This window comes from Fibrobacter sp. HC4, assembly GCF_023373925.1.
In the GTDB taxonomy this organism is placed as follows: Bacteria; Fibrobacterota; Fibrobacteria; order Fibrobacterales; family Fibrobacteraceae; genus Fibrobacter.
On the sequence record NZ_JALCZV010000010.1, the window covers coordinates 26,654 to 39,103 of the forward strand.

At 48.8% G+C, this 12,450-nt stretch carries 11 protein-coding genes and 1 pseudogene; 4 read left to right on the forward strand and 8 right to left on the reverse strand.

What is annotated here, in order from left to right:
• The first annotated feature begins 19 nt into the window (after positions 1 to 19).
• A complete protein-coding gene (locus MMG03_RS07950) occupies positions 20 to 328 on the forward strand; it encodes a hypothetical protein (protein WP_073161512.1) in 309 nt (102 codons plus the stop codon).
• A 183-nt stretch (positions 329 to 511) separates the two neighbouring features.
• Positions 512 to 1,459, forward strand: a complete 948-nt coding sequence (locus MMG03_RS07955) for a PD-(D/E)XK nuclease family transposase (protein ID WP_249506046.1) — start codon at positions 512 to 514, stop codon at positions 1,457 to 1,459.
• A gap of 41 nt (positions 1,460 to 1,500) precedes the next feature.
• Here MMG03_RS07955 and MMG03_RS07960 read toward each other — a convergent pair whose 3' ends face one another.
• The 4 genes from MMG03_RS07960 to MMG03_RS07975 form a co-directional block, all read right to left on the reverse strand.
• Positions 1,501 to 1,854, reverse strand: coding sequence for a hypothetical protein (locus MMG03_RS07960; protein WP_101478509.1), 354 nt, complete (start codon positions 1,852 to 1,854; stop codon positions 1,501 to 1,503).
• Positions 1,854 to 2,978, reverse strand: a complete 1,125-nt coding sequence (locus MMG03_RS07965; RefSeq protein WP_083539770.1) for a diguanylate cyclase — start codon at positions 2,976 to 2,978, stop codon at positions 1,854 to 1,856. Before MMG03_RS07965 ends, MMG03_RS07960 begins: the two co-directional genes overlap by 1 nt.
• A gap of 79 nt (positions 2,979 to 3,057) precedes the next feature.
• Complete coding sequence (locus MMG03_RS07970; RefSeq protein WP_073235924.1) at positions 3,058 to 3,459, reverse strand: hypothetical protein; 402 nt, start codon at positions 3,457 to 3,459, stop codon at positions 3,058 to 3,060.
• 112 nt (positions 3,460 to 3,571) lie between these two features.
• Positions 3,572 to 3,994 (reverse strand): hypothetical protein, encoded by a 423-nt coding sequence (locus MMG03_RS07975; RefSeq protein ID WP_101478507.1) that lies wholly within the window; start codon positions 3,992 to 3,994, stop codon positions 3,572 to 3,574.
• 160 nt (positions 3,995 to 4,154) lie between these two features.
• On the opposite strand from MMG03_RS07975, the pseudogene MMG03_RS16095 reads away from it, so the two are divergent.
• Both MMG03_RS16095 and MMG03_RS16100 read left to right on the forward strand, forming a co-directional pair.
• A pseudogene (locus MMG03_RS16095) lies at positions 4,155 to 4,883 on the forward strand (Gfo/Idh/MocA family protein); the annotation flags it as partial.
• Positions 4,884 to 5,183: 300 nt separating this feature from the next.
• The gene (locus MMG03_RS16100) at positions 5,184 to 6,101 is read left to right on the forward strand and encodes a transporter (RefSeq protein ID WP_346348708.1); all 918 of its coding nucleotides are present in this window, start codon (positions 5,184 to 5,186) and stop codon (positions 6,099 to 6,101) included.
• Positions 6,102 to 6,184: 83 nt separating this feature from the next.
• On the opposite strand, the gene MMG03_RS07985 is transcribed toward MMG03_RS16100, so the two are convergent.
• From MMG03_RS07985 to MMG03_RS08000, 4 genes are all read right to left on the reverse strand, one after another.
• Positions 6,185 to 7,444, reverse strand: coding sequence for a hypothetical protein (locus tag MMG03_RS07985; protein WP_249506048.1), 1,260 nt, complete (start codon positions 7,442 to 7,444; stop codon positions 6,185 to 6,187).
• Positions 7,445 to 7,473: 29 nt separating this feature from the next.
• Complete coding sequence (locus MMG03_RS07990) at positions 7,474 to 9,378, reverse strand: hypothetical protein (RefSeq protein WP_249506049.1); 1,905 nt, start codon at positions 9,376 to 9,378, stop codon at positions 7,474 to 7,476.
• Positions 9,379 to 9,507: 129 nt separating this feature from the next.
• Positions 9,508 to 11,325, reverse strand: a complete 1,818-nt coding sequence (locus MMG03_RS07995) for a S8 family serine peptidase (RefSeq protein WP_249506050.1) — start codon at positions 11,323 to 11,325, stop codon at positions 9,508 to 9,510.
• Positions 11,326 to 11,810: 485 nt separating this feature from the next.
• Positions 11,811 to 12,377 (reverse strand): hypothetical protein, encoded by a 567-nt coding sequence (locus tag MMG03_RS08000; protein WP_139260171.1) that lies wholly within the window; start codon positions 12,375 to 12,377, stop codon positions 11,811 to 11,813.
• Between the last annotated feature and the right edge of the window lie 73 nt (positions 12,378 to 12,450).

Genomic DNA, 12,450 nt, shown 5'->3' on the forward strand with positions numbered 1-12,450 from the left:
ATAATTTAAAAGGAGTCTTATGAAAAAAATCGCTTTTGTAATATCTGCTGCAGCTGCTGTAGTCTTGATGCAAGGCTGTGCCGCTTCCGGTATATCAGCCGCCCGTTATTGGGACGGCCACAAGTTCCTGATGCTTGAAGATCATTGGGGCGAGCCTACAGAAAAGCAGGAAGCCGAAGACGGTTCCTACCGGGCAATATTCCGTGCCGGCGAAGATTGCACTGCAACATTCTACGTCAACCAGGCAGGTATCATCACGTCTCACAATTTTGTAGGACAATCCTGCAGTTTCGACGCCTACAACCGCCTGAAGAATATCGAGCACTAATCTAATAGGCACGCGAAGCGTGTCATTCTGATTACGCATCGAAATCGAGACTTCTGAATTTACATTCTTTTAACAAAGTAACTCTTGCCAAATTTTAGATAAATTCTAATATTCATCCCGAGCGTTACGAACAGTCTCCTGAACACTTGAGTTAATCAAGTGTTTTTTCTTATAGGAGATAATATGCCCACACAAAAAACAACAAACATCATCGGCAACAACGAATCCCCCAAAACGGAAATTGCGTCTCTATTGGCGGATTGCGCCTTCAAGTACGTGTACACCCGAGACAATCCCAAATCCCGTGAAAACTTGCGGCAGCTGATGTCTACGCTCATTGGCAAAAAGCTGAAAAAGGCGGAGCCTCTAGCTACAGAAATTTTCGCGTCCGCACAGCCCAATACCGAAAAGACATCCCGCTTTGATGTGCGCGTGGTCATGGACGATGGCGACGAGGCCGATGTAGAAGTCCAGCTATGGACCGAAAAGGACGATTACGCCAAGCGGCTTTCGTATTACGGAGCCAAGCTCTACGCCTCCCAGGCGATCAAGGGTGCAAAATATAAGGAACTAAATAAATGCTACCAGATCATCATTTCGCAGGATTGCATTTTCCCGCACACCTCCTGGCTCCTGAATTTGGATATTTCCGCACAGGAAAATCGCATGTTCAAATTCGACACCATGCACTGGTGCATTATCCAGCTAAATTACCTGGAGCAGGCAATCCGCGAGGATGCGGGGCACGGTAACGAGTACTTGCAAAACCTTCTGGATTTGTGTAAATTTATCGCGGAGCCCACCCGGGTTGAACCTTTTGAAGACGTGTACGAGGATCTTATGGCATTCAGTGCAGACCAAATCGAAGCCTACCGCAAGGAAATGGAGGAGCGTCGTAGACTGGACGCGATTTCTACCCGCAAGTACACCGAAGAGCTGATCAAACAGCAGGAAGAGGAAATCGCAGAGCAAAAGCAGGCCATCGAAGCCAACAGGCAAGAACTTGCTGCGAACAAACAGGAACTTGCAGCAAATAAGCAAGAGCTAGAAGCAGCGAAAGCCCAAGCCGACAAAAACGCCAAGGAACGAGACGCATACGCCGAGATTCTCAGGCAGCACGGCTTGCTATAATTTCAAATAAAAAAAGGCTGCGCTAAATTTCAGATTTAGCCTTACTTCAGCAGAATCTTCAGGAGAGATTCTGCCGTTTCATTTTCAACGAAACGGACGCCTGTCACGGGCCTATATTTAAAGGCCATGTACTTTGCAAGTTGCAGGGCAGCGAACTTGCGGTCCTGAGAATAGCAGACGGAAAGTTCATACGTTCCATCTTCTGCAGATGACAGGCAATCCATCTTTGAAGCCATTTCACAGATGGTCTCGTCAGGCAGTTCCAGCAGTTCCTTGATCTTATCGCCGTCTTCGGAATTCAATTTCAGCTCGATGCCATCAACATCTGATTTCGTCGTATTGGAGAAAATCGATTCCTTAAGGCCTAGGAAGGTTTTGTTGTTTGAAATTTGCATTAGCGAGACTTCTTGATTTTATACAGCTTTTTATCTGCACGGTTAAACAGGTCGGGAATGGTCTCGCCAGATTCCTTGACCGCATCATAGCCGATGCTTACAGATAAGGGGCACACAAAGTTTGCGGATGCCTCGGCAAGGGCGGCCTTGATTTCCTGCACAAGGCCATCGCACTCCTGCTCGCCATTGTACTTGGCCACCACCACGAATTCGTCACCGCCAAAGCGGGAAATAAAATGCCCCTTCGGACCACAGACTTTCTTGAGGACATTGGAAACAATGAGCAAGGCCTCGTCACCCTTCATGTGGCCAAAGTCATCGTTGATATGCTTGAACTTGTCCATGTCCAGCACGAACAAGTAAGCCTTGCCTTCGACAGGCGGATTCTGGATAAGACGATCCAGATAAATGTTAAACTGGTTCCTGTTATTCAGCTTGGTCAAGGGATCCGCAGAAACCTGCCCACGCTGATCCGACAGATGGTTGGTCAACAAGGTCAGCGCCATGCCCATGGCAGAACTGGGAAGATCCGGAAAGAACACTTCCAACGTCATGCCCACAATGGTAAAAAAGCCGAAGGACGACAGGGAAAGATACATGGAGCGGTCTACATAGAAGCGCTTATTGAATGCCCTGCTCAGGCAGCCAAACATGGGAACAAGCAGGTAAACGCCAAGAATAGCCACGTAAGGCAAGTACAAGGGACCGCGCATATAGCCATCGGCCGCATCCACATAAAAGACCCAGCCATTCCAAATAGAGAGAATGCTAGCCACCGCGAAGAACGCCACCGGCAAGGAAATCAAAATACGAATCCAGGTGCTAAGACTTGGCTTAATGAACACGCGTCTCACCATGTAGACAAGCCACATCCAGGGCAGCAAGGCCGTCACCGCAAAATAAAGTCCATTGAAAGCCCGGGTCAGAAAAATTCCATCAGCACCAAAGAAGCCTGGATAGGTCCCGATATAGAGAAGGCAGGAAGTGATGGCCACCAGCACGCTACGTACAAACAGAGCCCGGACGCCGCTATGGCGGATAGGCACATAGGCACTTTGCAGCACCAGCAGCAAAATGAAAATACAGAAAAATAAGACTCTTACAGATTGAGGGGTCATTGACATTAATATAAATACAAACCGAAAGGGGCGGCCAATCTTTTTCAGCCGCCCCACACTCTAGGCCGCTTTAAACCGCAGCGATCTACTTTACAAAGGGCCGCAGGAGGATTTCAGCCTCGTCGCCTTCCGCAAAACGGATGTCGCATGTGGGAACGTAATCGAAACTCACATACCGGCAAAGTTGCATGGCGGCAAACTTGCGATCCTGGGAGTAGCACATCGAAAGACAGAACATCCCGTTGTCGGCGGGAACGGGCCGCCCCACCTTGCCAAGGACTGCCTCCAGGGACTCCCAAGGCGTTTCCAGGAGCATGGCCACCTTCTTGCCGTTGGTAAAATCGTATTCCATATACGAGCCCCTCACGATGGAGTTGGTCAGGGTGTAAATGACGTTTTTCTTTAGGCCGAAGAAAGCCTTCTTGACCTGGATATGAGAATTCTTGAACAGGCCACAAGCCAGTTCCATGTTGTTTATAAATTCCATTTTCTTTCTCTTTTTTGAGTGGATAAAAGGGGGTTCGCTCGCTCGGGAAGGCAAGCGCGAAAACCGCGGTTAGTGACCGCGATGAACGTCTAATTTTTTTGAGAAAGAAAGATTAACAGAGCATACGTTCTAAGGTGTACACAAAGTAATCCTTAGAAACGTTAGAGGTTCGGGTAGGAGGAATCCCCTGCTGCAAATGGATTGCATCCGACGTAACTGCACCATGCAGCAAATCGCTCCAGGGGCCTGCAATCTTGAGCAGGGCTCGGCTGCCAAGGCCACCCTGAAGTTTGCGGGAGCTTAGCCTCTTGAGAAGTTCGCCCCTGATCGAAGTGCGGGGAAGCAATCCTCGAGTGTCATCCTGTGCGTCAAGGATCGCAGCGGCTCCGTCTTGATGGACCATACCGGTTTGCAGTACTTCCTGTGACGTCCCCACATCTTTATCTGAAACATAGGCACCGACATTAACGCTCAGGAACAACGCAAAAATCGCGTTTACCAAAAGCATCAAGATATTTTGCCTAAGCCAGTTCATAACGAATAAACTACATAAAAATCGGGCCGGTCAGTTGTAATTTTTTAGAAAAAAGGCGATTTTTTTTGTCTACAGCCCTTTTTACAGAAGTAAACAGTTTTTGCTACCGCCACCCACCCGACCGCCCCCGGGCCGAAGTATATTTCTGTACATGGAAAACATGAAATTTGGGATTCTTGGGTGCGGCTATATCGCCGATTTGATGGCAAAGGCCGTAAAGACTTTAGAAAACAAGGGCATGGGCGTAGAACTTTACGCCGTAGCCGCCAGGGACAAGGAAAAGGCCCAGGCCTTCGCCTCCCAGCACGGAGCCCGCAAATTTTATGGAAACTATGAGGACCTGGCAGCCGACCCGGAAGTGGACCTGATCTACATCGCCACGCCCCACTCCCACCATTATGAACAGGCCAAGCTGTGCATCAACGCCAGCAAGAACCTGCTGATAGAAAAGGCATTCTGTGCCAACGCCAAGCAGGCCACCGAAATCATCGCCCTGGCACGCGACAAGGGCGTTTTCCTTTGCGAAGCCATGTGGACCCGATTCCTGCCAGCCGTGCAGACAGTGCGTCAGTGGATTGCCGCAGGACGCATCGGTGAAGTGCAAAGCGTCGAGGCCGATTTCTCGCAGCCCCTAACTCATGTGGAACGCCTGGTGAACCCCGCCCTTGCAGGCGGCGCATTGCTGGACCTGGGTATTTACAGCCTGACCTTCGCCGACCTGTTCCTGGGCGGACCCATCGCTAATCTGGATGCCCGCTGTATCAAGACAGACACCGGTGTGGATGCCACCGACTGGATCAACATTACCTACAGAAGCGGCAAGAAGGCCTACCTGAAAACATCCATTACGGAACCGTGGCATAACGAAGGAACCATCTACGGAACCCAGGGCCGTATCCGCGTGGTGAACCTGAACAACATGGAAGAGTTGCAGGTTTATGACGCCACCGGCGCCTTGGTAGAAAGCGTGAAACCGGAATGCCTCTGCAATTGCTATGAATATGAAGTCCTCGCATGCAGCCAGATCCTTCGACGCGCTTCGCTTGCTCAGGATGACACAAACGCAGGTTTGCTTGTTCAGGACATCGAAGCGGGAGAATGCGCGGAAATGCCCCTGAACAAGACCATGGAAATGATGGAGCTGATGGATTCCCTGCGGGAACGATTCGGTGTCAGCTACCCCTTTGAAATTTCGCCGGGCGACACCTGGAACCGCAATGGCGACAAGTCCATACTGCAGGTATTCGACATTGAAACCAGCCGCATCACCTCGCTGAAAAGATTTGACTTTGTCATCGAGGCCCCCAACTGGAGTGCCGACGGAACTTACCTGACTTACAACAGCAACGGACGAATCTACAAGATGGACTTGATCCGCGATAGCGACGGCAACCTCGCCGCCGGCAAAATCGAAGAAGTTCCCAGCTACTACGTAAACAACTGCAACAACGATCATGTGCTGGATCCCGATGGTAGCGGCCTCTATGTCAGCCACCACACCAAGGAAGACGGACTTTCCCGTATCTACAAGATTTTCTTTGACGGACGTATGCCGCAGTTGGTGACTCCCCTGGCCCCCAGCTACCTCCACGGCATCACCCCCGACGGAAAGCACCTGGCCTACTGTGCCGAACGAAACGGCGAATACGACATTTACACCATTCCTGCCGAAGGCGGAAACGAAACCCAGCTCACAACCGCCCGAGGCCTTAACGACGGTCCCGAATACGATTGCAAGGGCGAATACATCTACTTCAATTCCGTGCGCACTGGCCGCATGCAAGCCTGGCGTATGAAGGTGGATGGCTCGGAACAGGAACAGCTAACTTTCGATGAACATCGGAATACATGGTTCCCCCACATCTCGCCAGATCTGCAGAAGATCGTCATGGTGGCCTACCTCGAGACTGATGTTCGCCCCGGCGAACACGTGCCTAACAAGATGGTGGAACTGCGACTGATGAGCGCCAACAAATCCGAGAACGGAACCCTAGACACTCCCAAGACTATCCTGAAACTCTTTGGCGGGCAGGGAACCATCAACGTGAATTCCTGGGCTCCCGACAGCAAGCACTTCGCTTTCGTCGTTTACGAAAAAGGCCGCTAATTTTCTGGCTAGTGGTGACAATTCACCATTCAATTTCAGACTGATGGTTGGCGAAGTTCTGCATTCAGAAACCGCTACGGCAATCAGATAGAGAATGTAAGGGACGCCGTCACGAACATTCCGTTTCCGAAGCGGGCAATGGCACGGCTGTCATCAGAGATAATGGACGGTCCGCCGGAAGTTCCTCCTGCGGAAGGATCTGAAATTTCTCCGCCTTCTACTGAGTTCATGCCATCTGCGGTCTTCTGCACGTCAATGTAGAGGGGCACAATCTGACGAGCGTGTAGCGAAAGAGCCAGACGCCACCATTTAAGATTCAGGCCCAATCCGACAAAAGTTCCAAAACAGCTGGCCTCGCGACCGAACGCCGTTTCTTTGGAGGCTGTAGCAAAAAGTACCGTCGTCTCTTCAACTTGCTTGCCATCGATAGAACCGTCGGCGTAAAAGAAATCCGCCGAAACGACAGGCTCCAGCGTAAGGCTGCGGGTACCTCCTGCGGAACCGAGCCCGAAAGGTTTGCGGTAAGCGGCACCCACCATGACGGCAGAGATTTCCATGTCAGCGGTTTCTCTGAAATTCTTCTGCAAGAAGCTGAACGAAAGCACCTGCAGTACGGAATTGGGCAGGGCGCGGTTAGGGGCCAGAGATTCGTAGAAGCGGCTGCCCGAGTTGGTCAGATGTAATTCCATGCGGGCGGCAGCGGCGGAAACATTTACGGGGCCTATGTCAATCCCGAAATCAATCAGATGGAATGAACCCGAGAATGGCAAATACAGGAACCTTTTGCGATTACCGTCCTGGGAGCGAATTCCCTGCATGAACAAATCTGCGGAGACGTAAGTGTAGTTCAACTCCGCACCGAGCCGATCGAGGCCGAACCCAGCGCTCAGAATCCAGACGTCAAGGGAATCCCTGATGTAGTATTCTTCGTCGCGGTTCACCGGACTGCTGCTGACGTTCCCCAGGGAACCTCTCAGACGATATCCGCCGAATTCGACTTCGGCCCATGCGTCCTTCTGCAACAGGGACGATTCCCAGCCCGCATCAATTACAGGCAGTCCCGTCCCCTCTTCCGGGGTCCAGACCATACGGCCCACCCCAAGGGAAATCCCCTTGAAACTGGCTCCCAGCAGCACATGGTCGAACTCGCTCTGGAACCCGGCCATAAAGTTTGCGGTATTCCACCCGACATCCAAATCCCAACCTTCTATCCACTGAAATTCCAGCTGAAGATAGTCAATGCCGCCAAAAAAGGTATGGGATCCAACATGTACCGAATCCCGGTTAGACAAAAAAAGCCCGCTGCAGGCAATTTCTGCACTGCAGGCGAGGCTTACGGCCATTAGGCAAATGGCGAGAACCTTACTCACGATTAATAGTCGTAATCGTAGTCGTAACCGTAGGATTCATCATAGCCGCTCTGATAATAGTCATAGTAGTAATCATCATCGTCGTAATCATCGTCTTCCATGAATGCTCCGACCCAGTCCCACAATTCATCCGTGGTCATCTTGGGGAACACACCGCCAAAAGTTACATCGGGGAAGATGATTACCTGCTTCAGTTCTTCTACGGAGTCGAAATTGTCCAGTTCAATCACAGAAGCAGTCTTGTTTCCCTTGGCATCGGTAAAGTAGAACATATTGGGCCGCGTACTTCCACGAGTCTTCAAGAACTTGACCACGCCGTCTTCCACCTTGCAGAATTCCGGACTGATGGTATATGCGTACTTTTTCAGGATCAGGCTGTCCTTCATCTCGTAGTAAGAGGGCACGTAGTAATCCATCAGGCTGAGGGTTACGTCGCAGCCGTTTGCCACCACATCATAGGCGGCATCAGCATAGGTGTAAGACCCTAAATAGCCATAGACCATAACCATAAGGCCATCGGCAGCTTCATCGTCAAAGTAATATTTCTTGTCCACAATATAAGCGGAACGATTATCGATCGGGCCAGAAGTAGAGGCAACATTGTTTTCAGCCATAAATTCCAATTCAGAGGCACCAAAGGAATTTCCATCCAAGCCTTCTTCCCAGAAGCTGCCAGGAAGATCCTTGTACCAGTCAGCCGGATCCACAATCTTGTAGTAAGGCAGATACTTCTTGAAGTTGGTAATCTTGAAGAACTTGCCCAGGTTCACGACAATGCTGCGTTCGCCCAGTTTGAATTCCATGTCGCCATGGAGAGCTTTCTTGAAGAAGTTTAAGGAATCAATAACCATCTGCAAGTCAGACACGCTGACATCGGCATCTTCGTCATTGCCCACCACATAGACATCATTCATCTGGGTGGCAAGACCGTTGGCGGCTTCGTTAATGCCATACTGCAAGCCAAGCTGCACATAGGTAATGGCGCTATCCAGCATATTGGGGATCGCTCCATAAGCTTCGGCCCAGTTATCCTTGATGGTTCCAAAGCTGTTGTCTGCATCCATAAGGCTCAGCAACTTCTTGACACCGGGATTGGTCTTGTAGTTGGAGATGTCCATGGAATCCAGGGTCTCAATCCAACGGAAGGATCCGTTTTCGGTAATGTCCACATTGACACTGGCCACGCCAACCAACAAGGCTCGCATCAAGTAGAGGGCGCCGAGGGCCGGGGCGAATTCACCATTGTCAAGTTCCACGGGGCGGCTGCCACCGTTATACAGAATCGTCACGTTACCATTGCGAACCACGTTGGTCAGGTAGGTAATGGCGGTATCCGTTACAGGCAGCAGGTTTTCGCCGATGGCATCCTGCACGCGCACGATTACGGACTTGCCAGAGGCTTCCTTAGCCAGGGCGCGGGAACCCACCACCACCTGAGCAGTCTGTTCACTAGAAATCTTGTAGAGGCTATAATTGTCGCCAGTCTCGATGGTACCATTGCCCCTCAAGGTATCGATCAAGGCCTTCAAGCCATCGTTATTGACAATGTTGGCGATAGAGGCAAGGGCGTAACCCACCTGGGCTTCACAGTTTGCAGGATTGCCTGCAAGAATGTTGCCGTAGGAACTCTTGACAGAGGCACCCTTCTGCTGGGCCCCCTGCAAATCACCATCGCTCAGAGCCTTGAAATATTCAACCAGGCCTTCCTTGTTTTGTTCCAGTGCATAGACCGAACCCGCATCAATGTCAGAGTTACAGCTAGCAACATCAAAGCTCTGCACGTCGCTAGAGCCAGCGGCAACTGCGTCGGAACTGGAATCGGAATCAGAGCATCCTGTAAAAACACCAGCCAAACCAAACATGGCAAGGCCGCATGCAGCAATCGCTGCAGACTTCACAAACTTCATGGGAAATCCTCCTATTTAACGACTACCCAAAAGATATCGAACAGGAATATAGCACATTTGTAAGCAAGAAAAATCGTTCAACCCGAAAGTCGAACGATTTTTCTTTTTTAGCTAAGGAGTAAAGCCAAATTACCAGGATTCATGGAGGTTATAACCGAGAAGCACGCGGCCACCGTCGTTGCGGTAACGCTTAATGACGATCTGGATGTCATCGGAAGACTTAGCCTCGAAGTCAACCATTTCATAGCCATTCATGCTAGATTCGCTTTTATATTCCACACGATTACCCATTTCATCCTTGGTAATGACCTTGAGGTCAATATCCTGATGAACAGTGTTCCTGCTGATCATGTTATCACCGCGCATGAGCCAGGCGATAGCAATACGATAACGTCTGCCCTTAGTGATACCAGATTCGGTAAATTCGATAGTGTTGGAGTTGCTGAAGTGGCTGGAGTTCTTACCCATCCAGTAACGGGAACGGTTGTTGGTAATCATTTCATCGAACTGGGGGAGACCCATGCCAATGTCACCGGCATCGTTGGAAACACGACAATCCTTTTCGTAGGCATACTTAATTATATTAGTGTCGGAAGCGTCAGTGGCAGTAGTCAGCAACAGAGCCTTAACCACTTCCGGATGCCACCTATAGAAGGAATTCAAGGAAATCAAGTCAGAAACCAGGCCTGCGGTATAAGCAGCAGCAACTTCAGATCCATAAGCAGTCGGAACATACGGATCACCAACGCTAAGATTAGTATTGCCCGAATAAATATCATAGGTCTTGTCTTGATCTATGTACAAATATCCGTAACCAGAAATTTCAGGCTTGATAAAATTGGTACCCGAAGCAGAGAACGTCGGATTGGAAATCGATGGGTAAAACACCTTTTTTTGCTTAGGTTTGATTGCACCAACCGTAATCGCATTCAAGGCGGCAGCATTATTATTTGCCATTTCCATCGGAGCAACGCCTACCACACGGTTGTAGTAGATGTAGTCATCCAGAATAGCGGACTCTTCACCATAAATATTAAGATTTCCAGTGTTATACTCATAAGCAGATGCATTCATAAGACCAACAGCAAGATTCTTGTTTTCTGGATTTTCGGGAAGAACTGCAAATCTCTTCTGATCTTCGTAGCAACCTTCATCATAAACGTAGACAAGTGCTTCGGGAGCGACATGAGAAACCGTTCCGGCACGACGAGTGGTCCTAATCCTAGTTTCAGCAGCGTGAGAAGAGGATTTAGAGCAAGTATAACCATTCATCTTATTCTGAAGACCGCTATAAGTATTGCCCTTGTCAAAAGCAAAAACATTTGCATTATAACCATGGGCGGCATTATTGTGAGCGTATAGTCCGACACCGGTATTTGCGTGAGCATGTTCAATATTAAGGTAATAACCATAATGGTAACCATAATACTCGCTGCCGTACGGAGCAGTATTAGAGGCACGAACACTATAGGTCGGAGCAGGAGGATACAGGGTAAAGGAGCTAGGAATAGCAACCTTGGGAGCCACGTAATTACGATAGTAAGAACGGTAACGCTGTTCGATGGAATTTACGTCAGATTCGTAAGACTTCTTGCTCACGGCATTACCCTTATCGTACAGGTAATACTGTTCGCTATAACCCGGACGAGCAAGCATACCCTTAGAAACAAATGCGCCATAGACGGTTTCGATATTGTCGCTACCATCGTTGAACGGATTGTCCTTGTACACATCCTTCATGGAAGAGTATACTTTGCTTGTAGAAGTTGCTGCCAGGGGTTCGGCAGTCTTCTGAACGGTAGCGTTCTTGAGAAGGACGGGCTGCTTCTGATCTGCGCCAATGGCACGACCGAGAACATCTCGCTTAAGGGTGACTGTATTTTCTGCAGAAGCGTAGGCACCAGCGGCAACTACACCTACAGCCAGAACGGCAGTAAGTTTTTTCATCGTTTTCCTCTTTGTAACCCTACGCATTGTGAAAATGCGAACAAAATTTAGATAGAGATTCTTTTATTCAAAGGCCTACAAGAATAAAATATTGTCTCAGGAAAAAACGCATGATAAAAATCACGTAAAAACACACATCACTCACGTTTTTTCAATTTTCGAACAAAAAAAATAAAATGCAAGACCAAGAAACTCAAGGACGTAATAAGCAACACTGAATAGTCACTAGTCAAGTTCAGACGAAAAGGAAGAATTTCAAAGAAAAACTACTTATAACGCAACAGAACCAAAACACCTTCGTACCCAAAACAGGCCATACCAAAATAGTAGATGAACAGCACAGGCATTTTAAAGTTAAACAGCATCTCGGCGCCTTTTCTCTGTTACACTTTCATAACAGTTATCGGATCTTGATGCTGACTTGTCAAATACTTTTATGCAAAAGTTCTATTCAGGTAACGAACGACAGACTTTAGAAGTCTCAATTACACGTCAAATACAGCAGCGGTCTCTGCCGCCTCGTTTTCGGCGCAGGCGAGCCAATAATCGAACTGTCCATCCACAAATTTCTGTAGAGGTTCTTCAGCAGATCTGGCAGCGTGTTCATATAACTTGTGGAACGTAAAATCCTGCTTTTTCGGAGTCTTGGACTTCAATTCCACACCCTTGGTAAAACTGAGCAACTTCTTGGTAGAAAGTTTGACCTGCACATAGGCATGCAATTTTTGAGAAAGCAAATTGCAGGTCCTGTACAAATCATCATCGGTATATTTTTCATCTCTGGGGAAGAACTTTACAGAAAATGCAGTAAGCAGGTGACTATAGTCCCTCTTTTCTAAAACAAGTCTGCCGCTCACATTTCCGCAGTCAAACAAAAAAGAAACGTACCTGTCAAAGCGTTCTTTTTTTACAAAAGGTTTGAGGAACGGAGCATCATCTTCAGTCAATGGCAGCGGGCGCAAAATGCCCCTGTCGTTCATAGGAACAATATTCTTCTCAATGTAATAAGGGTCCTCAACAGCCAGGATCCCGGTCTTTACCATATCACTCATAAGACACAAACCAGATGATCCAAATATAGAATGAAAAAAGCCTCCCCGTAAAAGGGAGGCCATGCAAATGTCG